Origin of the sequence: Paenibacillus sp. FSL F4-0236, assembly GCF_038000135.1 — a bacterium.
Taxonomy (GTDB): Bacteria; Bacillota; Bacilli; order Paenibacillales; family Paenibacillaceae; genus Paenibacillus_AQ.
In genome coordinates this window covers 3,525,989-3,550,397 of the sequence record NZ_JBBOBK010000001.1, presented here as the reverse complement: position 1 = coordinate 3,550,397, position 24,409 = coordinate 3,525,989, and the positions used below count along the sequence as shown (strand labels likewise).

17 protein-coding genes are annotated in these 24,409 nt (G+C 42.7%); 15 read left to right on the top strand and 2 right to left on the bottom strand.

Annotation, left to right across the window (positions count from 1 at the left end):
- Window positions 1-21 precede the first annotated feature (21 nt).
- Entirely contained in the window at window positions 22-3,153 is a 3,132-nt protein-coding gene (locus tag NSQ29_RS16200; RefSeq protein WP_076283090.1) for an alpha-mannosidase, read from the bottom strand.
- A 248-nt stretch (window positions 3,154-3,401) separates the two neighbouring features.
- Here NSQ29_RS16200 and NSQ29_RS16195 point away from each other — a divergent pair, with 248 nt between their 5' ends.
- The 15 genes from NSQ29_RS16195 (at window position 3,402) to NSQ29_RS16125 (ending at window position 23,709) form a co-directional block, all read left to right on the top strand.
- On the top strand, window positions 3,402-5,216 hold the full coding sequence (locus tag NSQ29_RS16195) for a sensor histidine kinase (RefSeq protein WP_341125581.1): 1,815 nt from the start codon (window positions 3,402-3,404) through the stop codon (window positions 5,214-5,216).
- Window positions 5,216-6,784 carry a response regulator transcription factor gene (locus NSQ29_RS16190; RefSeq protein ID WP_341125580.1) on the top strand — a complete coding sequence of 523 codons (1,569 nt, stop codon included), beginning with the start codon at window positions 5,216-5,218 and terminating at the stop codon, window positions 6,782-6,784. The genes NSQ29_RS16195 and NSQ29_RS16190 overlap by 1 nt, the downstream gene beginning before the upstream one ends.
- Before the next feature lie 327 nt (window positions 6,785-7,111).
- Window positions 7,112-7,993, top strand: a complete 882-nt coding sequence (locus NSQ29_RS16185; RefSeq protein WP_042193664.1) for an ABC transporter permease — start codon at window positions 7,112-7,114, stop codon at window positions 7,991-7,993.
- 19 nt (window positions 7,994-8,012) lie between these two features.
- A complete protein-coding gene (locus tag NSQ29_RS16180; protein ID WP_076283087.1) occupies window positions 8,013-8,936 on the top strand; it encodes a carbohydrate ABC transporter permease in 924 nt (307 codons plus the stop codon).
- An 85-nt stretch (window positions 8,937-9,021) separates the two neighbouring features.
- On the top strand, window positions 9,022-10,539 hold the full coding sequence (locus NSQ29_RS16175; protein WP_341125579.1) for an ABC transporter substrate-binding protein: 1,518 nt from the start codon (window positions 9,022-9,024) through the stop codon (window positions 10,537-10,539).
- Between the two features lie 124 nt (window positions 10,540-10,663).
- Complete coding sequence (locus tag NSQ29_RS16170; RefSeq protein ID WP_341125578.1) at window positions 10,664-11,983, top strand: glycoside hydrolase family 125 protein; 1,320 nt, start codon at window positions 10,664-10,666, stop codon at window positions 11,981-11,983.
- Complete coding sequence (locus NSQ29_RS16165; RefSeq protein ID WP_341125577.1) at window positions 11,980-15,129, top strand: beta-galactosidase; 3,150 nt, start codon at window positions 11,980-11,982, stop codon at window positions 15,127-15,129. Before NSQ29_RS16170 ends, NSQ29_RS16165 begins: the two co-directional genes overlap by 4 nt.
- 45 nt (window positions 15,130-15,174) lie before the next feature.
- Window positions 15,175-17,928 (top strand): alpha-mannosidase, encoded by a 2,754-nt coding sequence (locus NSQ29_RS16160; RefSeq protein WP_341125576.1) that lies wholly within the window; start codon window positions 15,175-15,177, stop codon window positions 17,926-17,928.
- Between the two features lie 151 nt (window positions 17,929-18,079).
- Window positions 18,080-18,841: an IclR family transcriptional regulator gene (locus NSQ29_RS16155; RefSeq protein WP_149644031.1), complete on the top strand. Its 762-nt coding sequence runs from the start codon at window positions 18,080-18,082 to the stop codon at window positions 18,839-18,841.
- Window positions 18,841-19,614 carry an SDR family NAD(P)-dependent oxidoreductase gene (locus NSQ29_RS16150; RefSeq protein ID WP_341125575.1) on the top strand — a complete coding sequence of 258 codons (774 nt, stop codon included), beginning with the start codon at window positions 18,841-18,843 and terminating at the stop codon, window positions 19,612-19,614. Before NSQ29_RS16155 ends, NSQ29_RS16150 begins: the two co-directional genes overlap by 1 nt.
- Window positions 19,615-19,650: 36 nt before the next feature.
- The gene (locus NSQ29_RS16145) at window positions 19,651-20,562 is read left to right on the top strand and encodes a fumarylacetoacetate hydrolase family protein (RefSeq protein WP_340968827.1); all 912 of its coding nucleotides are present in this window, start codon (window positions 19,651-19,653) and stop codon (window positions 20,560-20,562) included.
- Between the two features lie 28 nt (window positions 20,563-20,590).
- The gene (locus NSQ29_RS16140; RefSeq protein ID WP_341125574.1) at window positions 20,591-21,451 is read left to right on the top strand and encodes an amidohydrolase family protein; all 861 of its coding nucleotides are present in this window, start codon (window positions 20,591-20,593) and stop codon (window positions 21,449-21,451) included.
- 3 nt (window positions 21,452-21,454) lie between these two features.
- A complete protein-coding gene (locus NSQ29_RS16135) occupies window positions 21,455-22,225 on the top strand; it encodes an SDR family NAD(P)-dependent oxidoreductase (protein WP_341125573.1) in 771 nt (256 codons plus the stop codon).
- Between the two features lie 26 nt (window positions 22,226-22,251).
- Window positions 22,252-22,575 carry an L-rhamnose mutarotase gene (locus tag NSQ29_RS16130; protein ID WP_341125572.1) on the top strand — a complete coding sequence of 108 codons (324 nt, stop codon included), beginning with the start codon at window positions 22,252-22,254 and terminating at the stop codon, window positions 22,573-22,575.
- Window positions 22,576-22,611: 36 nt separating this feature from the next.
- The gene (locus tag NSQ29_RS16125; protein WP_341125571.1) at window positions 22,612-23,709 is read left to right on the top strand and encodes a mandelate racemase/muconate lactonizing enzyme family protein; all 1,098 of its coding nucleotides are present in this window, start codon (window positions 22,612-22,614) and stop codon (window positions 23,707-23,709) included.
- Window positions 23,710-23,948: 239 nt separating this feature from the next.
- On the opposite strand, the gene NSQ29_RS16120 is transcribed toward NSQ29_RS16125, so the two are convergent.
- On the bottom strand, window positions 23,949-24,386 hold the full coding sequence (locus NSQ29_RS16120; protein ID WP_340974810.1) for a MarR family transcriptional regulator: 438 nt from the start codon (window positions 24,384-24,386) through the stop codon (window positions 23,949-23,951).
- Between the last annotated feature and the right edge of the window lie 23 nt (window positions 24,387-24,409).

Sequence of the window (24,409 nt, the reverse complement as noted above, 5' to 3'; positions counted from 1 at the left end):
GTTACTTCATTTAATTAGATTCTATACTTCGATTTCAAATGTTCTAATTTCGTAAGGTTCAAGTACAAAGGTAATGACAGGTTCAGTGTGAACCTCACCTTCAGGACGTTCCATTAGATTACACTCTTGCCACGAAATAATGTTCAAGTCGCTCGTCATATCAATCTGCTGGCGGCTTCCGGAATAGTCGTGAACACGTACAACTAATTTTTGACCATCTTCAGATTTCTTAAGGGCAGATACCATAACCGTATTCGTAGAAAGACGAATCATGGACTTTGTTTCTACTTCAGCTTGCCCCATGGTGCTCCGCAGTGGATTGTTGATGGACCAGGCTTGACGGACGGTATCACCTTGTAGCCAATCCCCAGTATGAGGCAGGATAGAGTAGGTGAATGAATGTTCGCCTTGATCCGCATCAGGGTCAGGGTGTGTTGCCGATTTGATTAGGGATAGACGCATCACATTATCCTTGATGTCGTAGCCATATTTGCAGTCATTCAACAAGCTAACGCCATAACCACGATCTGATAAATCTGCCCACTGATGACCCACAGTCTCGAATCTAGCGTAATCCCAGCTAGTGTTCCAGTGTGTTGGACGCTTAACATTACCGAACTGGATATCATAAGTGGCTTCGGTAGCTCGTATCGCAACAGGGAAGGCTACTTTCATTAGCTGTTTTTTCTCATGCCAGTCTACGTTCGTCACGAAGTCGATACGACGATGCCCAGCGTGTAAGATCATTTGCTGTTTAATCGTGGAATCCATATAGCTCCATGTGAATTGCACAATACAACGCAATGAACCATTTTCTATGACTTCAATGCTAGTGCAGTCGATTACTTCGCGCATTTTTTGCTGATAGTAGATGTCAATGTCCCAGGCTTCATGTGCTAATGGTTTATCCTCAAACACTTGGAACACATTACCGTGACTTCCATTAGCTAATACTTGACGCTGTTCGTGTTTATCATAGATGGATGACAATTGACCTTGCTCGTTCCACGCTATTTCAAGGTGAGGCGTTGAAATTCCTGATTCATTCAGCTTGAATGGAGTACTTAGTGGCTCAGAATTCACATCTGCTACGAAGGAGATGGTGGTGTATCCGAGAGAAGGAATGTCGGACACTTCAATGATCCAACGGTCACCTTCACGCTGAGCTTGTAATGGTTTACCTTCTGTGTTTATCCAATGTCCTGTTTCCATGCCGGGCTCTATAGTAATTTCTACGAGCTCAGTTAATTCCCAAGAAGCATTGTTCCAGATGGTATATTTACCGGCTTCACTTCCGTTCACTAGTAGGTTCGTAGATTGTTCCCATACAGATTGACCAATGGCTTCGGCTTGAGCATATTCAATCGTACTGTCTTCGTACACTTCACGAATTGAAGAACCAGGAATAATATCATGGAATTGGTTACGCAAAATAATTCTCCAACCCTCGTCTAAATCGGTCTGACGATAGTTCGACCAATCTTCAGACACCACACTTTGCAGTGCGTTTAGCCATTCCGCCTCGCGGTATAGCAGTTCAAGCTTGCGGTTCATCCGCTTATTGTAGGCTTGGCTAGTGTACGTGCCACGGTGATATTCTAAGTAAAGCTCACCATCCCATACATGGACATAACGATCTGTATTAGCAACGGTTTCTTGCAGATTACGGAAGTAATCTCCTGCTGTTCCTGTTTCAATCTTCGGTAGTCCTGGGAGATCGTTGAGTCTGCGGCGCATCTCTAGCATTTCGCGGTTAACCCCGCCGCCGCCATCACCATATCCGTAAGAAAGTAATAAATTGCGATTCACTTCTTTATCCCGGTACGTATCCCAAATTCCTTTTACAGTCTTAGGAATGATGCGGCCATTATAGGTGTAGAACCAAGAATCTTCTTCAGACCAAGGCTCTGGTGTTGTAATGAAGTGTGTTAATACTTCAGTGCCATCAATACCACGCCATTGGAAGGTATCATGTGGCATGCGGTTGTATTGATTCCAGCTAATTTTCGTGGTCATAAACGTATTAATTCCTGATTTTTTTAGAATTTGTGGCAAGGACCAGCTGTAGCCAAATACGTCCGGCAGCCATAAATAATCACATTCAACACCAAATTCATTACGCAAGAAGCGAGTACCATATAGCAATTGACGGACAAGAGACTCACCTGAGGTCAAGTTACAATCTGCCTCGAGCCACATGCCACCGCCAGCTTCCCAGCGTCCTTCAGCAACACGTTCACGAATCTTCTCGTAGATTTCTGGATAATCGTTTTTGATGTATTCATAAAGCTGAGGTTGAGTTTGTAAAAAAGTATAGTCAGGGAACATTTCCATCAGACGGAGTACGGTCGAGAAGGAACGCGCACATTTCTCACGGGTATGCTTCAATTGCCATAACCAAGCTACATCAATATGGGTATGACCAATACAGGTAACAGTAACTGGCGAAGACTTTTCCATTTTATTAATTTCATCACGCAAATAATTACGAGCTTCCTCAATCGAAGCGTAGAAGACCTCTGAACCTGGACGAGACCAGTCAATCAGAAGAAACGAGCGGTCTACTGTACTTAGCAGCTGTGTATATTCTGGTGTTTTTGAATCGAGTACGTTCAGCGTCTCAACTACAGCAAGTGCAGTAAAGTAGAAATCATCCGTTGCATCGTCCAGCCAACAAATTTCTGCCATACGAATGCCATGCGTTTGATCTTTTTTAGGACCGCCACCTTCTAGTCCCGACCATAAACGGAAGGTAAGAGGAAGCTGCGTACCTACCGTTTCATCCGGCAAGAACACTTCTGTATGATTGGAATCTACACCTTGATAGGGTTTACCATTGTAAAAGAATAAAGATTCAAAGCCGGAATTGTTTCCGGCACCCGTCTCGCCAAAATCAAATCGACCCAGTACCCTGCGTCCTGCCCAAGAGGCGGGTACGTCAATCTGTGTCGTTAGCCATAAATACAAATCGCGGCCTTTCCAGGTATCGCCAACTTGTAGCTTAGACCATTCTCCATCCACGGGTGGTTCCGCTGCAATTTCACCTTGTTCGTCAATCATAGAATTGAAAAAAGGAATGTGTATACGATCCCGGTAACGATATTCGGAAATCTCGTTTAGTTGGGAGTTGAGTTTACGTTTGGTTAGAAACATGAGTAATAGCCCTCCATAATCTTAATGGGGGACGAGGAATATAAGACTTATAGGTTATTTACAGGTTTGTTTGGGGGGTAGAAACCAACTATAGACGATTTTAAGCGAGATGTAAACTCATGATAAAGAAAAAGGTTGCAAGGAGGAAAGATTTACATCTAAAAATGAATGCGCTCCCATTGCACAAAAAGAAAGGTGGTGTTAAGCTTCTAATCCTAAAGGCTAGATTTTGAAGGAAGGTGAATTTGTTGAATGTAAAGAAATTTTATCAAAATCATTTACGAAAAAAGCTGTTTAATAAAATTTTAGCTATATATTCATCCATCATCATTATTACGCTTATTGCCTCTTCCATTACCGTTTATAAATACTATGAACAGACGATCACGCGTCAACATGTTGATGCTAATCGAGAGGTACTGGATTACGTGAGTTTATATATGAATCAGCAGTACGAAGGGATTCAATTGGCCATCCAGCAAATTTATAGTGATGCTTCTGTAAGTGAGGATTTGTCCTACTTTTTGCAACATGATTATGGAGATTATCTTAAATATCGTTTAGATCAGTTTGCTGAAATTGGGAGCTTTGTACCCCATACATTCGATACTTACTTCAAAACGTATTTGAATCAGAAAAGTGGTATCTCTGACGTTATCTTATACAGCACTGAGAAAGAATTTTATTATTTATATAAAAATAATACACGACAGCTCTACAAAAGAGATATAGATATTTCGGAGCAAAAATCACCCATACCCAAGAATGGTTGGGTTTCGCATGAGAAAAAATTATTACTTAAGGAAATAAGGGAAGACAATAACAATTTGTATACGATGACTAGGGAGCTTAAAGATCCGATTTCATTGAAAACGATCGGTATGCTCATTATAGATTTTGATGCTGAACTTATTTCAAAATGGCTTGGTACGAAAGGTACAGAGAATAATGGCCAAGTGTTGGTTCTAACACCAAGCGGTGACGTCATATATGATTCCTTAGGAAGGTATATGGGACAGCAGTATCCGCATATCGCTGGTCTTTATTCAGACAACTGGACTGCACTGGATGGATTATCCAAAGTTAACTTAAATACAACGAATAGCTCAGGTCTTATTGTGGCAGGAATCATTCAGAAGTCGCAGGTCAATAAAGAAATGGTGGTAGTACGAAATTGGATTATCGGGATTACGGCAGCACTAATTGTTGCGGCAATGTCCATTACATACGGAATAATTTTACGTTTCTCTAAAAAAGTGAAGATCATTGTCAAATCTATGAAGCGCTTACAGGAAGGCGACTTAAGCACGCGCATTCATCTTAACCGGGAGGATGAATTGCAGCTCATTGCCAACAATTTTAACTATATGTGTGAAAGACTAGAGCTGTATATTAATAAAGTTTACATTTCAGAAATTACGCAAAAAAATGCAGAACTCGTTGCTCTTCAATCGCAGATTAATCCGCATTTTTTATATAATACGCTTGAAGCTATAAGGATGCGGGCTATTTCTCAAGGTGCGAAGGATGTAGGTCAGATGATTTACATTTTATCTACGTTATTCCGAACGATGATTAAGAAAAGTATGGTTGTTACCATCGCTGATGAGATTGAATATTGCAATCTATATCTTGAGCTGTTTCAGATTAGGCATAAAGATAAGCTTCAAATCGAGTCGCGAATAAGTCCAGTGGCTATGAATTGTTCTATCGTTAAACTGCTGATTCAGCCGGTCATTGAAAATTATATTGTTCACGGATTCAGGCCCGAACGCTCCGATAACCTAATCCGCATTGAAGTAACTGAATCAGACGGTAGCATTCAAATTGCTATCAGAGATAACGGAAATGGGATTATTCCCAGCAAGCTAACGGAACTTCAAAAAACACTTCAAGTCAGTATGCGAATGGATGCACCACCTTCCTCGCTTGGACTATGTAATGTGAATGAGCGAATTAAGCTTTATTATGGGATTGAATATGGATTATCGATTGCTAGTGAGATCGGTGTAGGAACAACAGTCATCATGAATATACCAGTGGTAAGGGAGAGTATTAAATAATGCACAACATACTTATTGTGGATGATGAACCTCTTATTCTTGAAGGATTACGTTCAGTGATCGAATGGGAAGATTATGGACTAAGAATCGCAGGGCAAGCGAGTAATGGGGAAGAAGCTTTAGAATTTTTGCGTAGTCATAACGAAGCCATTGACATATTAATTACAGATATTACGATGCCAAAGCTGACGGGACTTGAACTCATTCAACAAATTAAGTCTTTTGATTCAAAAATGAGATTTATTATCTTAAGCGGCTATGAACAATTTGAGTATTTAAAAGCTGGAATGAGTCTAGGCATTGAGAATTATATTCTTAAACCCATTAACATAAAAGAATTGGAATCAACCATTGAGCAAATTGTTGAGGTCCTTAATCAAGAGGATGTTGAACAATTTCATGCGAAGGAGGATCAGCAAGTTTTACGTAACAATATTTTAAATCGTTGGGTCACTGGAAATATAGATCGACAGGAGCTATTGCATCGTTCAAAAGTCTTAAATATTTCTCTGGACTGTTCATGTTTTACGGTGGCTGCGATTCGGCTTATTACGGAACATGAAGAGGATGAGGGTCAACTGCACCCTAATCAACTTATGGAAGAATGTTATCGTATCGCTGTGCAGTCCGTAGCAGAGCGCGGAACAGTTATTGTATTTGTAGATATGGAAGGTGATCTTGTTCTTATTGTTGCGGAGTCGACTGAAGATGAGAACAAAGAAGAAATGTATTGCATGCTGCAACAAGTGCAATGTGAGATTATGCATGAATTAGGAAAGTCTGTCTGGATTACGATAGGAAGTAAGGAATATACTTTTCAAGAAGTACCACAAAGTTATAAAAAAGCGAAAAGTTTATATGTGGATCATCTGATGCTGCCGGGCTACCCGATTATAGATGTGGACCAACTGTCGAAGATGGTGTTACATGAGGAAAAGCTCGAAATTGATTATGAAGCATTTACTAAACTATTATTATCTGGCGAGCGTGAGGCGGCAAATCAATTTATCGCAGAAACATTCCAAAAGCTGTTCGGATGTGGCGTGATTACACGCATTGATAATTACAACGTGGCGATTGAATTAATGTTGATCGCTAAGAATATGGAGAAGAATTGTAATTTCAGTGCTGTGTTTAATCCTTTGCTACGCATCCATACCATTGAGCAGCTGCTTCATCATGTGCAGGAAAGTGTGAATGAAACGCTGGACCAATTATCGCTAGTGAGTGATGAACTCAGTCCAAATATGAGATATATGGTGGATCAAGTGAGCAAACATTATAGAGAAGAACTATCTCTGAAGACGCTCAGTCAGCGAATGAATATGCATCCTACTTACTTGGGACAGCTATTTCAGAAGGAGATGGGGCGAAGCTTCTCTGATTATGTGAATCAATTCCGAATTGAAAAAGCAAGACAACTGCTGCTTCAAACTACGTTATTGACCAATGAAATTGCAGCTGAAGTAGGGTATCTAGATCCGGCGTATTTTTATCGCCAGTTCAAAAAATCAGTAGGCATATCTCCAACAGAACTTCGAAAGATGTATAAAAAAGAAAAGGCGTAGGATTTAGGAAATGTTCCCGGGTATCACGTTCAAGTGGAGGGTTCACGAACGTTGGTCACGAGAATGTTTCCTTTTTTTGTTCAAATCTTAAGGAATTTCAAGCCTCGCAGAGGTCATTTATTCTTGTGATCTTTAATTTTTACATATCATTCTGGAGTTTTTCAACTTTATGAAACCGCTTTTATAGCGCAGAATTAAAGATAGTTAAAGGGGCAAGGAAATAAGATCGAAAGGGTATTACGGGGATTGTTTGGGGATAGAGAAGGGGGATGTGGAATAGTGTCTGCATTTTTCAAAAGCTTAAATAAGGATAAAGTACTGTGGTTTATGGTATTACCAGGGACAATATGGTTCCTAATCTTTTGTTACTTACCGATGTTCGGAACCATTATTGCATTTAAGGATTTCAAGATTCATCGGGACGGATTCTTTGCAAGCGTTTTAAATAGTAAGTGGGTTGGCCTTGAAAATTTCAACTTTTTGTTCTCGACAGAGGACGCCTATATTATTACAAGAAATACGATACTGTATAACGTGGCGTTGATCTCTCTCGGTTTAGTTCTTGCGGTGGGCATAGCAATCACCTTGAACGAACTAGTGAACAAACGGATGGCCAAAGTTTATCAAACGGCGATGTTTATGCCTTATTTTCTTTCTTGGGTTATTATTAGTTTTTTTACATTCAGCTTCCTAAGTGTAGATAAAGGGATCTTGAATCAAGTGATTGTTTACTTCGGAGGCGATCCTGTTTCCTGGTATGGGGATACTCGCTTTTGGCCATATATCCTAATTTTCATGGGAATTTGGAAATCAATTGGTTATTCAAGTGTTGTTTACTTAGCGGCTATAGCGGGTATCGACAAGTCCTATTATGAAGCGGCAATGATTGATGGGGCCAGCAAATGGCAGCAAATTAAGTTTATTACACTTCCTTTGCTTAAACCTTTAATGGTAACGCTAACTATTCTAGCGATTGGTGGTATTTTTAGATCTGACTTCGGTCTATTCTATCAAATTCCTCGGGATTCCGGTGTTCTATACTCCGTAACGAATGTTATCGATACTTATATCTATCGAAGCATGAGTACTACAGGAAACCTAGGGATGAGTACAGCAGCGGGTCTATATCAATCGATCGTTGGATTTATCATGGTAATTGTAACGAATTCTATTGTGAAAAAGATCAGCAAAGAAAACGCGATATTCTAGAAAGGAGTCAATTGACGTTATGGAAGTATTCAAACGTAAGCCGAAAGAAGTCGACAACAACGCCATTACTCCTTTTTGGAATGTGGTACTCAATATTGTGATTGGAGTTTTCGCTTTTACCTGTGTGTTTCCGTTCTTGTTTGTCATAGCCATTTCTTTTACAGATGAGAAAGTACTCGCTTTAAATGGATTTAGCTTAATTCCAGAAAAATTTAGTATGGCGGCGTATCAGTTTATTTTTAACACAGGTGATCAGTTATTTCGTTCCTTTGGAGTTACCTTACTTGTTACTGTACTAGGTACGCTCATTAGCTTATTTCTAATTACAACTTACGCCTATGTTCTTTCTCGAAGATCATTTCGCTATCGTAATTTTTTCAGCTTCTTCGCCTTCTTCACGATGTTATTCTCAGGCGGAATGGTTCCAAACTATATTGTGGCCACACAGTTTTTACATTTGTACAACACGATATGGGCTTTAATATTGCCAATAGCGATGAATGCCTTTTTCATCCTAGTGATGCGGACCTTCTTCCAGACTTCAGTGCCTGATGCACTCATTGAGGCAGCCAAAATCGACGGTTCAGGGGAGTTTCGGACGTTCCTGCAAATTGTACTTCCGATCTCATTACCGGGGATTGCAACGATTGGATTGTTCTGTACGCTGGGCTATTGGAATGATTGGTTTAATGCGCTGCTGTATATAGATGATGCGAGTCTTGTACCGCTCCAAGCGATGCTGATGCGAATTCAGAATAATATGGAGTTTGTTATCCAGAACAGCATGCAGATGGGATCAAGCTTTGAGATTGCTGCGACATTGCCGACAGAAACCGTTCGTATGGCGATGGTTGTACTGGCGACCTTGCCTATAGCACTAGCGTATCCCTTCTTCCAAAAGTATTTTGTAAAAGGCTTAACTGTGGGCTCTTTAAAAGAGTAACACTACTAAGATGTATTTATTCGAATCGCTAGAACAGGAGTCGATATAAATAAAGAGTTAATTAAACTAAAGGGGGAAAATAGAAATGAAAGTGAAAAAAAGTTTAACGCTCGCTCTTGCTGGAACAATGCTTTTCTCTGGCCTTCTTGCTGGATGTGGTTCGAATAATAATACAAATGCTGCTAAAGAAACAAACAATTCAGCGGCAACAGGGAATTCAGCAGGGAGTACATCGGAATTAAAGCCATATGAGCTGAAGATGTATTTAATTGGTGGACCTCAAAAGGACTTGGATCTTGTCTTAAAAGAAGTTAATAAATATACCCAAGAAAAAATTAATGCGACGTTGAACATTACGATGTTCGATTGGGGTGATTACGATAAGAAGATGCAAGTCATTACCGCTTCTGGTGAGCCTTATGATATTGCTTTTACCTCTTCTTGGACAAATGATTTCCGCCGTAACGCAGCTAACGGTACCTTCTTGGGTCTGAACGATCTGTTAGATAAGTATGGAAAGGAAACGAAAGAAGTTTTGGACCCACGTTTCTTAGAAGGAACTAAGATTAAAGGTGAGATCTATGGTGTTCCTGTAAATAAGGAGCTTGGACAGCAATGGGTATGGCGCTTCAATAAGAAATATGTTGATAAATACAACATGGATATTTCCAATATTCGTACATTGGATGATCTAGAGCCACTTCTTAAAACGATTAAAGAGAATGAGCCTGCGGATATTACACCGCTAGCTGTTCCTAAAGGCTTTAAACCATTCATGCCATTTGACTATGTACTAGGTGATGAGTTACCTATTGGGGTCTATATGGATTCCACAGATGGCAAGGTTGTTAATATTCTGGAGACACCTGAACTTGCAACATCGTTAGATACGATGCGCAGACTTTACACAGCAGGTTACTTACGCCCAGACGTTGCAACACTTGAAGGTATTGATAACATTAAGACCGGTAAATGGTTTGCCGATCGCGAAATTACACAGCCTTATGCAGAAAAAGGTTGGTCTCGTTCAGCAGGTTATGAAATTGTAACTTCGCCTATGCATGAGCCTTATGTGTATACACAGTCCGCCGCAGGTTCGATGCACGCTATTTCCGTAACCTCAGGTGATCCTGAACGGGCTATGATGTTCTTGAATCTTTTGAATACAGATAAGTACTTACGCAATTTGCTCAACTATGGTATTGAAGGCACTCATTATAAGAAAATTTCCGACAATGTCATTGAAGATCTGCCAGCTATGCAAGATAGCTATGCAATGCCAGGCTTCACGCTTGGAAATATGTTACTGACTTATCTGCATGCTGATGACCCTGCTGATAAATGGGATGCTTTCAAGAAGTTTAATGATTCGTCAAAAGAAGCCCCTACCTTCGGTTTTGCATTTGATCCTACACCTGTAAAAACAGAAGTAGCGGCCATCAACAACGTAACTAAAGAATTTATGCCAGCTCTATACACAGGTTCTGTTGATCCTAAAACATATCTGCCAAAAGCAACCAAGAAATTTAAAGAAGCTGGACTGGATAAAGTCATTGCAGAAGTTCAAAAGCAGCTTGATGAGTGGAACCAGACAAAGAAATAAGGCTATGAACGTAACAAAACGCCTACGATTAATCTAAAGGTAACGCAAATAGGATTAGTGGAGACGGGCAGCTATGCTGCCCGTCTCTCTATCTATACTCATTTTTATCAAGAGGAGTGGAAATATGGAACAATTCAGACTGCCAACCATCTCAATGCCGAAGCTTCCGCTTCCACAAGCGATTCAAGAAGTAATGAACGAAGCAGAGGAAAAGTTAGCTCATCGGCCTAAACTATTGCAGCTTTTCAAGAACTGCTTTCCGAATACACTTGAGACTACGACTAAGCTCATGGATGATGGAACAACATTCATCATTACTGGTGATATCCCAGCTTCCTGGTTGCGAGATTCTGTGGAGCAGGTTATGCACTATGTGCCGTTTGCGAAGAATGATCCGGATCTTCAACGTATCATTAGCGGTTTAATTAAACGACATATTCAGTATATACATATTGATCCGTATGCCAATGCGTTTAACGAAACAGCGAATGACTGGCATTGGAGCACTAGCGATATCACGGAAATGTCCCCTTGGGTGTGGGAACGTAAATTCGAGATCGATTCTCTCTGTTTTTCTATGCGTCTGGCTTATGCCTATTGGAAAGAAACGGGGAAAACTGATATATTCGACGCCGGATTTAAGGCAGCAATGGTCAAAATATACAACTTATTTAGAACTGAGCAGCGCCATGCTGAATTATCTCCTTACAGCTTTACGCGTAATAATGGAATTCCTGAAGATACGTTACGCAACAACGGCCTTGGTATGCCTGTAAATTACACGGGGATGGTCTGGTCCGGGTTCCGATCAAGCGATGATGCTTGCGACTTCCATTACAATATCCCGGGGAATATGTTCGCCGTTGTTGCATTACGTCATATGCAGGAATTTGCAGAATGGGTATTCCGTGATCTTGAATTTCTAAAAGAGCTTAAAGCATTAGAAGCGGACATTGATCATGGAATCAAGCTGTATGGTATTTATCGTCATCCGAAATTTGGGCCAATCTACGCCTATGAGACCGACGGCTACGGCAACTACTGCTTGATGGATGATGCGGGAACACCGGGACTCATGTCGATTCCTTATCTAGGCTATGTTACAGCAGATGATGAGATTTATCAGAATACACGCCGATTTGCGCTGAGCAAGGAGAATCCTTTTTACTTTGAAGGAACAGCAGCGAAAGGGATTGGCAGTCCACATACTCCGAAAGATTATATCTGGCATATGGCATTGTCTATGCAAGGTTTGACGGCTTCCACGAAGGAAGAGAAGCTGGACATGCTTGCGATGTTAGAGGCAACGGATGCGGGGACTGGTTTTATGCATGAAGGATTTCATGTCGATGACCCGAATATATTCACTAGAAAATGGTTTGCCTGGTCCAATAGTCTGTTCTCCCAACTAGTCTACAAAACTATGAAGGAAGGACTACTATGAGCAGACCTGTAATCATATTCTATGATTCTGATTTCCCAATTTCCAATTCGATTCCTAGTGACGCGATTAAATCCATGCGTGAGTTCGGTATGATCGTGAATGCGAATCAGCTTGCAGCAACGCTTAAGGAAACCGAAGGTGGATGTTTCATTAATCTGCATGCACCCTATTTCCCAAAAGCGGCATGGATAGACATTCTTGGATATTTGCAAAGAGGTGGTGGACTGATCAGCATTGGAGGTGCCCCCTTCAAACAACCCGTTCGCTGGAAAAATGAACAATGGCATGTGGAAGCGGAACAGACCTCTTATCATCAAGAGCTGTCTATTCATGAGGTGCTGCGTGTTGATTGTTCTCGCAACCAGTCCTTGCTTGCATCAGATGTGATTCCTCTGCTTAAGGGGCAAGAAGCTCTTTTTATAGCGAGTGAAGAGACATGGAACCTTGTGCCACATACGACGAAGACGAGTGATTTACCTCATCAAATGGGATCAGCAGGTCCGATGAGCACACGGATTTACCCGCTTTTGAAGGGAATTACGCATGAGGGGCGGGAAACTGCTGCTCCAGTAGTTCTTTGGGAGAATACGATTGGTTTATTTGCAGGCTCCCGCTGGCTGTTCATAAATACGGCTGCAACGGCTTCTTTATGGAAGGAAAAAGGGCTGTCCGCGATGTCTGAGTGGGTTCGTTTCTGTAGTAAGGGTGTAACGGAAATGTGGATTAAGCCAAATTACGCGTCATATGAGTCAGGAGAACGGGCTTCTCTGACACTTCAGATTCAGCAGCTTGAGCGGGTAAAACCTTCTTTGCGAAATGAAGATAAATGGAAGTTTACAATGCATGTTGAGCATGAATCCGATCCCGCCTTCCGTTGGTCCCATAGTTTGGAGATGAAGGCTAATGCTGAGCTTAACATCGTTCGGGTGCCTATTCCTCTGGAAATTAGGAGTGGTCTGTTCCAAGTGGTCTGCGAAGCGGAAGCCAGTGATGGTGAGGTCCGCATTCTACGTCAAGGGTTCTGGGGGCATGCCCCTGAACTTCTGGCAGCAGGTGAACCGGTAACGAGTGGAAGAGATTATTTCATAAAAGATGGGCGTCCGCTACCTGTTGTGGGGATGACTTATATGACGAGTGATGTGGCACGGAAATTTCTATTTCTGCCGAACGTTGGGGTATGGGATCGCGATATGGGTCAAATGCGGAAGGCAGGGATTAACTGGATCCGAACAGGAATCTGGACTGCTTATCGTAACGTGATGCAAGACGATGGTCATGTTTCAGAAGAGGTACTGCGAGCGATTGATGCCTTTATCATGACGGCGAAGAAGCATGATCTTCAGGTGACTTTCACGTTCTTCTCCTTCACACCGGAAACGTGGGGTGGGGTAAATCCTTATTTGGACCCACAAAGTGTTGAGGCTCAGAAGCGGTTCATTCGTTCTATTGTATCTCGTCATAAAGCGTCTTCGAATGTAGATTGGGATCTTATTAATGAACCGTCGATGTTTGATCCGGCACGGATTTTCTCGGATGGTCCGAGTTCATGTCATGATCGCTTCGAGCAACAAGCTTTCATAGAATGGCTTCGACATAGACATGGGGAAATCGAAGTACTACAGGAACGTTGGAATATGACACCCGCACAGCTTCCGGACTTTGCATCGGCAGGGCTGCCAGAAGCGAAAGAGATGAACTTCGATGTACAGGATATGCACATTGCTAAAAGAGGGACGCGTTGGCTTGATTATTGCTTGTTCTCCATGGATATGCATAACCGGTGGGTGAGGCAGTTATATGACACCATTAAGGAGCAATGTCCAGATCAGATGGTTACGGTTGGGCAGGATGAAGGGCTAGGGGCGCAGCGACCTTCACCGTTCTTCTACGAGGAGACGGTGGATTACACCACTGTTCATTCCTGGTGGTTTAATGATTATCTGGTGTGGGATGGCATCTTTGCCAAGACGCCTAATAAGCCAAACCTAATTCAAGAGACTGGCGTCATGTATGTAGAAACTCCTGATGGACGAGCCAAACGTTCGGAGCTAGAGCTGCGAAATCTTCTTGAACGCAAATATGCCTATACGTTTGGAACTGCTGGTGCGGGGGCCATACACTGGATTTGGAATACGAACTTCTATATGGATAATGCGAATGAGTCCCATATCGGAGCATTGAGAGCAGATGGAACCGAAAAGCCAGAGGCGGATGTCTCTTATGACTTTGGGAAATTTATAGAAGGCATTCGTGACGTATTTGGAGATCGAAAACTGGAAGAGATCGCTGTGGTGTTTCCGTATTCGAATGATTTCTCTAACCGGAAGCTGGCTTTCGCTGCTACAACAGAGCTTACCCGTATTCTTTCATATGATCTAAAGATGCCTTTTAGAGGGGCTTCTGAATACCACCTAGATGATTTGGAAAACCATCCTGTGAAGCTTATTATACTGCCAAGCGCGCATAACTTCGATGATGCAGCGATGGAAAGGTTGTTACACATCGTTGAAGAGACAGGTGCGGTATTGCTTGCTACAGGCCCGCTCGACATTGATGCTTACTGGCGTTCTTCAGAGCGCTTAAGTGATATTCTTGGCAAGCGTGAATTGCGTAATGTGCGCCGTGAAGAAGTTCTTAGCCTTCAAGGCCAAGAACTCCCCGTCTCCTTCGGTCACCGGCGGATTGCTGAGGTATCGAAGGAAACGATGATTCACGAATCCGGCGGAAGCGGAAGCTCTACTATAGACTCAGTCATAAACATCCCGCTTGGCAAGGGTCGACTCCTATGGAGTCCACTGCCCGTTGAATTGAGCGACCGAAGTGATACTACATCTGCACTGTATCGCTACGCGCTCCATGCTGCTCATGTGGAGTGTGACTTGGAGTGGATTAGCGGAGGGGACTTAGTAGGTATCTACGGACGGAAATTGAGCTTTGCTACAGGAGCGCTCTTCACCTTCGTATCGGAATATGCTCAGGATGCGAAAATCGAGGTGAAGGATTCAGCCACTGGCCGAACCTACGCGTTCTTGTTGGAACAGGAACGTTCAGTCCTGTTTGCTACGGACTATAAAGGTGATCTTCTTGGCGTGTATCGCCAGCAGGAAGTCGAAATTCATATAACTTATCCACATCTACTACATTAAGCATCTTAGTAGAGAGTACGTATTGCATATAAGGAGGTCTTCACATTGGATCGTTCAGATAAATCTATTAAACCTCAGACTGCCCATATTATTTCTCATACTCACTGGGACCGGGAATGGTATCTTCCATATGAGAAGCATCATGTACGCCTGATTAAACTGGTCGATGAATTGCTGGATCGATTGGATGAGGATGGTGAATTTAAGAGTTTTTATCTTGACGGACAGACAATCATTCTGGAAGATTATCTTCAAGTTCGCCCCGAGAATCAAGATCGTCTACAAAAACATATTACGGAAGGTCGTCTACTGATTGGACCTTGGTATATTCTGCAAGATGCTTTCCTTACCAGCGGAGAGGCAAATGTACGTAATATGCAGATTGGTCATCAGGATTCGAAGCGTTACGGTGAACCTTCTAAGATCGGTTATTTTCCGGACACCTTTGGTCTAGTGGGTCAGACTCCACAATTAATGAAGCAATCAGGCATCAATAATGCCTTTTTTGGAAGAGGTGTAAAGCCGACTGGATTCAACAATACAGTATTGGACGGTGGATATGAATCTTCGTTCTCCGAGCTGATATGGGAAGGTCCGGATGGATCGAAAGTGCTTGGAATTCTATTTGCGAATTGGTATTCGAACGGAAACGAGGTGCCAGTGAATGAAGCAGAGGCAAAAGAGTTCTGGGAGAAGAAGTTAGCAGATGCTCGGAAATTTGCCTCTACAGGCGAGCTACTATTCATGAACGGCTGCGATCATCAACCGGCTCAACTGGATTTGCCGGAGGCTATTGAGACTGCGAAGCGGTTATATCCAGATATGGAGTTTATCCATTCCAACTTCCCTGATTACCTTAAGGCTGTAGAGGATGTAATGGATCACAACAATTTGTCGACCGTAAAGGGCGAACTGCGGAGCCAGCACACTGACGGATGGGGGACGTTAGTGAATACCGCATCTGCTCGTGTCTATTTGAAACAGATGAATCAGGAAGGGCAAGTCTTGCTTGAAAAGGTAGCTGAGCCACTCGCTTCATTCGCACATGTATTGGGCAAAGATTACCCTCATCATCTGTTCACCTATGCCTGGAAGACGCTAATGCAGAATCACCCTCACGACAGCATTTGTGGCTGCAGCGTGGATGAGGTACATCGCGAAATGGTAACCCGGTTTGATAAAAGCCGTCATGTAGCAGAGACCATTGTTGATGATAGTAAGCGCATGATCGCTGAAGCTGTGGATACGTCCGGTTTTGCAGCATTTGGTGAAGAAGTGCTTCCGTTAGTAGTCATGAATATGACAGGGTGGAGACGCACGGGTACAGTGAGCATAGAAATTGATGCGGCACGTCTATATTTGAGAGAGGGTTTCTCTCTAGAAGAAACGGCCAGCCGTATGAAAGATATTGACTTAAACGGTCGTGAATTAGTAGACGATCAAGGGAATGCCATTACATGCCAGATGGAGGATTTGGGTCTTCAGTTTGGTTATGATTTGCCTGACGATAAATTCCGCCAGCCCTATATGTGCCGCCGAGTAAGACTTACCTTTGAAGCTGTGCAAGTTCCGGCGCTGGGTCTTCGTGCATATGCGTGGGTTCGTCGTGCTAACGCAGGGTTGCCTATAGCTCCTGAATCTTTGCTTCAAGGGGATCGGGTGTTGGAGAATGAGGCCATCAAAGTAGTGATCCATGATAATGGTTCATTTACGCTAAGTGACAAAGCCAGTGGCATGACCTACCGGGATCTTGGTGTGTATGAGAACACAGGTGATATCGGGAATGAATACATGTATAAACAGCCAGAGGGTGAACAAGCTTTAACGACCAAGGGACTACAGGCGAATATTTGCGTTCTGGAAAATACACCTTATCGAGCATCTGTGGAAATTAAGCATGACTGGGAGATTCCAGCCTCAGCAGATAATAAGCTGGACGAGGAACAGCGTGCTCTTGTGTACTACCCGGAGCGGAAAGCGCAGCGCAGTAGTGACACAGTCATTCTTAAACTTCGTACCGTAATTAGCTTGGAGCGGGGCGGGAAGGGGCTGCATATCGAAACTACGATAGACAATAAAGCCAAAGATCACCGGATTCGTGCGCTATTTCCGACAGAGTTGAACACCGCCACACATCATGTGGATTCGATGTTTGAGGTTGCGGAGCGGAATATTGAGCCAGCTACAGAATGGATGAATCCGAGTAACACGCAGCATCAGCAGGCCTTTGTTGATATCAGTAATGAAACAGCCGGTCTAACCGTCGCTAACTTTGGATTAAATGAATATGAAGTGTTAAGAGATGGTCGTAACACCATTGCGATTACACTACTCCGTAGCGTGGGTGAATTGGGAGACTGGGGTTTGTTTCCAACTCCAGAAGCGCAATGTCTCGGAGAGCACGTTGTACGTATGGAGCTTATCCCACACACAGGAGATGGTATAACCTCAGGTGCTTTTGCTGAAGCTTATCAATTCCAGATTCCTTGGGTCGTATGTCAGACTGATGTACATGAAGGAGCGATTGCTCCGGTGTATACTCCATTCGAATGGGAGAGTCAGGAGCTCGCATTTTCCTCTCTAAAAATGAACGAGCAGACTGGAGACCTACTGCTTCGCTGGTACAACATGAGTCAGCAGAGTACCGACCTGACCATCCGTTCAACGATACCGCAGCAGTATTTCTATAAGACGTCGATCCTGGAAGAGGAGAGCCATCCACTCTCTAGCGAAGAGAAAGGTAGATCGGCCTTACAGATCGGTCCATGCGAAATTGTAACGATTGGTATTCGGAGATAATATGAATATAAAGACGATAGTTAACCTAGGTATCAGCTTAGGAGCTATCGTCTTTTTTTTGAAAAAAAAGATTGCCAAATATAACTAATAAAATTAAAATTAGTTTGTATAGAAAACTTGGTTTTGTATAATGTTTGAAAGAGGTGCTCACATGGACAAAAAATATTGGGTGCCTGCTTTGGAGAAAGCAGACGGGATTCTACGCCTTGTATCAGAGGAACCCTATAAGCATCGATTAATTGATTTATCCAATCAGCTTGGTATCCATAAGAGTTCTATGTATTCTATTTTGCAGACTATGGAAGTACTTGATTGGGTGAATAGAGATACTAACGATACTTATGCCGTTGGCTCCGCTGCGGGAAGGTGGGGAGATTCCTACTTGCAAGGTCAGGACTTAATCTCATCATTTCACCGAGAAGCTACCGCCACAAGAGATCGTCTGCAAGAGACGGTTCAGTTGGCCAGACTTGAAGGTAATGAAGTGTTGTATCTAGCTAAGGAGGAAGCGCCGACTATGGTCAGGCTAGCATCCGGCCCCGGTATGAAGTTCCCTGCACATGTGACTGCACTTGGAAAATTGCTCCTGTCGTTCATTGATGATAAAGATCTGGATTCATTGTACCCGATTCAAGAATTAACGAGCGCTACAGAATATTCATTGAAAACGAAGGCGGATCTGGTTAAGCAACTGCGAATCATCCGTGATGAGGGGATTGCTTTCGATGAGCAGGAAGTTATCGTTGGGTTCAGCTGTGTTTCAGCCCCGATCCTATCTAAATCAGGTGAGGCTATCGCAGCAGTGAGCTGTACCATGCAGCAGCATATCTGGGAGAAAAAGAAGGATGTTGCGGAGGCTGAAATTCGTCATTTGGCGAATCGGTTATCGCTATACCAAGGAGGCAATCATTAATGAGATTAGCCAATAAAGTCATCTTAATTACGGGATCAGGTTCAGGGATCGGGAGAAGCACGGCATTGCTGTTTGCTCGTGAAGGTGCAACTGTAATTGTGAACGATTTAGATGAAGCTAGAGGTATAGAGACTTTGAAGGATATTCATGCAGATGGAGGAAAAGGTCATTTCATCCATGCGGATGTGACCCATGCTGAATCTGTAGAGCAGATGGTAGATCAAATCATTGAACAATATGGTTATATAGATGTGCTTTTTAACAATGCAGGGATTAGCGGAGTAGGCGCTTTGCATGAAGTTGAACCGGATGCATGGGAACGGGTAATTCAAGTTAATATTCGGGGGGTATATTTGCCCTCCAAATATGTGCTTCCTCATATGATGAAACGAAAATCTGGCAACATCATTAATATGTCCTCTTGCGTCGCAGAAATCGGGCTCGCCAGAAGAGCTTCTTATTCAGCTACCAAAGGAGCGGTATTGGCCCTGACGAAATCCATGCAAGTAGATTACGCAGCATACAATATTCGTGTAAATGCCCTTTTACCAGGTACAATCCTAACACCGTTCGTTGAGAATTACTTAAAAACCTCTTACGATAATCCGGAAACTGCGATTGCGTCAATTAAGAAGCGTCAGCTTAGTGAAGAGCTCGGCTTACCTGAGGATGTTGCCCAAGCCGCCTTATTTCTCGCTTCGGATGAATCAAAATTTATGATGGGTTCTCCTCTCTATATTGATGGAGGTGCAACTTTTGGGAAAAATGCCTGAACAGCATTAAAACGATAAAAGGAAGGGGAATTAATAATGAAGTTATTAACATTCGTTAACAATGGTGATTACCAATTGGGGGTCGTAACAGAAAAAGGGATACTGGATGTTGCAAGCGCTTTAATAGCTTTGCCTACACAGCATGGGTATTCCGTACCTATGACCGTTCACGAAGTCATTGACGGTGGTGAGGCAGCGGCTTCGAGGTTGGATCAATTCACAACTCAAGCACTGGATATGGCTGGAGAAGACTGTTCATACCTATTAGATGAAGCAAAGTTGACGCTCGGTCCATGCGTGACTCATCCAAATAAAATCATCTGCGTCGGTCTTAACTATCGCAAGCATGCGGTGGAAACGAATGCAGCAATTCCTGAGTTCCCGATATTGTTCAATAAATTCAATAACACGTTGACGGGACATGGCGACGATATTCCCCTTCCAAGAGTGACGAAAAAAGTTGATTACGAAGCAGAGCTTGTTATCGTTATCGGTAAATCAGCTAAGTACGTTACGAAAGAGGACGCGCTTAACCACGTATTTGGTTATTGCAACGTAAATGATTTATCCGCACGGGACTTGCAGCTAAGGACTCAGCAATGGCTGTTAGGCAAGTCATGTGATAAATTCTCTCCTCTTGGACCTTATCTAGTTACAGCGGATGAAATCGAAAACCCGAATGATTTAGAGATTAAATGTACAGTCAACGGAGAAATCCGCCAGCACTCCAATACGTCAGATATGATTTTCCAATGCGATGAGATCGTAAGTTATATTTCGCAACATATGACGCTTGTTCCTGGAGACATCATTCTGACTGGAACACCAGAAGGCGTCGTCCTCGGTTATCCGGTAGATCAGCAGATTTACCTGAAGGATGGTGATATCGTCACGATTGAGATTGAGAAGCTCGGCAAGCTGACGAACCGGCTCGTTAAGGAAGACTGACAATGTACTCAATTTGTGAGGTGAAAGCATGAGAATTGATGCGCATCAGCATTATTGGCAATTAAGTCGAGGCGATTACGGATGGCCTACACCAGAAGTTCCATTACTATATCGAGATTTTATGCCTGATGACCTGACAGAATCATTATTACGACATGGAATCACGAAAACCATTGTTGTTCAAGCAGCGGCTACTGTTGAAGAAACTGAATTTCTACTAAGTTTATGCGAGACCCATGATTCAATAGCTGGTGTTGTGAGCTGGTTGGATTTAGAGCAGGACAATTTTGCGGAAACCTTTGAACTTTTGCGTAAATATCCTCATTTTATTGGCCTCCGATTGATGCTTCAAAGTATTGATGCTGATGAATATTTGCAACGTCCTCATGTTATTCATCATTTAAAATGGTTAGAGACGATGGGATTCCCTGTTGATTTATTGATCCATGCTGCACAATTCCCAGCCGTATTGAAATTGCTCAAGCTTGTGCCAAATTTACATGCGGTCATTGACCATATAGGTAAGCCACAAATTTCCCAGCAAGAATCCTCACCTTGGCAAGAGTGGGTTACGGAGGTCGCGCAATATCCGCAAATGTATTGCAAGCTTTCAGGTATGGTTACCGAAGCAAATATGGCGACCTGGGTAGAATCTGACTTTAACTTTTATATAAAACACGTCATACATGCATTTGGATTAACCCGTGTCATTTTCGGCAGTGACTGGCCAGTGTGCCTGCTTGCAGCAAGCTATGATCAAACAGTAAGCATTTTGTTAAATAATTTACCTGAAGCGCTTACAGAGCGAGAATTAGACGATGTTTTTGGCAATAATGCGATCCGCTTTTATCAATTGGAGACATCACATTTTATTGAAACTGGAGTGTAGCCTATGCAATTACAAGGGAAAGTCGTTATTGTTACAGGCGGTGGCTCCGGGATTGGCGAAGCGACTGCCAAATTATTTGCCAGTGAGGGTGCTAAGGTGATCATTGCGGACTGGAATGAAGCTGAAGCTAAAAGAGTAGTTGAGGATATTCATTCAGTTCATTGTGGGGATTCTGTTGCTTATGCTGTGAAAACAGATGTTTCATCGGAGCTAGAGGTTAAACAATTGGTAGAATGGGTCCTAAATAAGTTTGGCAAGATTGACATTCTATTCAATAACGCAGCTGTTGTATTGCCGAAGTGCTTGGAGGATATTTCTGAAACAGAATGGACTCGTACCTTGGATATCAATTTGAAGAGTGTCTATTTGATGATTAAATTCTGCATTCCTTCGATTAGAGAAAACCGTGGCTGCATCGTGAATATGGCTTCATTAAGCGGATTGGTAGGCCAAAAGCAAAATCCGGTATACTCGGCTTCAAAAGGCGCAATTATTGCAATGACTAAAGCATTAGCGTTGGATTATGCGAACGATGGAGTTCGTGTCAATTGCATATGTCCAGCAGGTGTAATGACGCCTTTATTAGAAGAGTGGATCGGTCAACAGCCCAATCCGGCAACTACAATACAAGATTTGATCGATATGCATCCATTGGGAAGATGTGCTTCAACGGAAGAGATAGCTAGAGCCGTGTTGTATTTAGCGAGTGATTTATCCGGATTTGTTACGGGTGTAGCGCTCCCTGTTGATGGTGGAGCAGCCTTAGGTTATTAATGAGTTATTGGAAAGGGAGGGGCGGAATGACTCGATGTGGGAGTGTTATTCATGTCAAGGATGAGAAGCTAGAAGAATACAAATCGTTACATGCATCTGTATGGCCAGAAGTGTTGGATAGATTAAGGAAATGCAACATTAAGAACTATTCCATTTTTTATAGAGACGGCTACTTGTTCAGTTATTTTGAATATACAGGGGATGACTATACGGCTGATATGGCCATCATGGCTGAAGATCCTCGTACACAAGAATGGTGGAGCTTAACAGATCCTTGTCAGTATCCTGTGAAGTCTGCATTAGAGGGTGAATGGTGGGCGAGTATGGATGAGGTTTTCCATTTGGATTGAGTATTCATTTCATTTAAAGCTAGGGAGATGAAAAATATGAAAATTACTAACGTAGAAAGCTTCGTCTTACACGTACCGATTACACCACCAATAACGGATGCAATTAATGTTGCTACGCATTGGGGACTTGCAGGCGTTCGGATTTTTACAGATGAGGGTTTTGTGGGGTATGGGTATACAGGAACTTGTGCACATGGTGATGATATGATCGTTGATACGATTGATCGTTATTACGCTCCTTTATTAATTGGCAAAGATCCGTTTATGGTGAAAGAGATTTGGGATGAGCTGCGTTTTGGAAAAATGCATTGGATTGGGAGAGCGGGAGTTACTCATATGGCGTTGGCAGCAGTAGATATTGCACTTTGGGATATTATGGCGAAGGCTTCCAATAAACCTTTGTGGCAGTATCTTGGAGGACATAAATCCAAGCAAATAAAAGCTTATAATACAAACGGCGGCTGGTTGAACTGGTCCAAAGAACGTTTGATTAAGGACGTTACTGAAATTGTAGAGCAGGGCTTCACTGGAGTCAAAATTAAAGTAGGTAAAGCAGATTCACATGAGGACTATGATCGTTGCAAAGCTGTTCGTAAGGCGATAGGAGATAAAACCATCTTCATGATCGATGTGAACCAACAGTGGAATATCAATACAGCGATGACATGGGGGAAGAAGTTAGAGGAGTTTGATTTGTTCTGGTTAGAAGAACCCTTAAATCCAGATGACATCATGGGACATAAGAAGCTGGCCGATGCATTAAATGTACCTATTGCGTTAGGTGAACATGTCTATACGAAATATGCATTCCGGGATTATATCCATCAAGGGGCACTCGAATATTGCCAAGTAGATGTAACACGTGTTGGTGGGATTACGGAATGGCAACAGGTTGCAGGTTTAGCCGCTTCATACGATATTCCGATTTGTCCGCATGTTGGTGATATGGGGCAAATTCATCAGCATTTGGTTGCAGCAACACCAGGTGCGATCATGCTGGAATACATTCCTTGGATACGCCATATTTTTGTGGAGCCGGCTACTGTAGTTAATGGGCACTACATACTACCTCAAATGCCGGGTGCATCAACGGAGATTATACCAGCTCTGTTTGAGCAGTATCGCGTGAGATAATGAAGTGATGGAAGGGGTTCATAAGATCACTCGCAAGGGTCTCTTCCTGTTAGCGGACTTTCTGTATCCGAACAATCTTGCTTTGATTATCGTCTTTTAAATGATGCTTTAAGCCTACGCTCATAAGTGCTTGATCGCTATACAGTCCTTCCAGTCCGTAAATTCGGAACATGAACAACAAACCCCGCTTTATGCATGTTATATGCAATAAGCGGGATTTGTTGTTTTTAGCATTTGAGTCAAGAAGAAGACTTACTACGTGTTGGGGAACTGAGATGATCAATCTGCTCGTCTAGAACGGTGCTGGCTTTGCCTAAAAATTGTGAAATGAGGGAAAGTTCTTCATCCGTATAGGAAGCAGCCAATTTAACCATAGCGGTATGAAGTGGCATGTACGTGTCAATGACATCTTCTTTATTTTCATACAACGGGACAATAATTACTTTACGGCGATCTTTAGGGTCATTTTGTCTGCGAACGTATCCGTTTTTCTCGAGACGATCTATTAATGCAGTAACGCTACCTGTGGCAAGTCCAGTTAGTTTGGACAGCTCTCCAGCGGTAATGGGGCCTTTTTCACGCAGGATATCCACAGACAAAAAATCATTATTGTATAACCCAAGAGAGGCGGCTACGTTTTGCTGGTATACCACCGTTCGGGTTCCCAGACCACGCATGAGTAAGGTGAATTGTTCTTGCT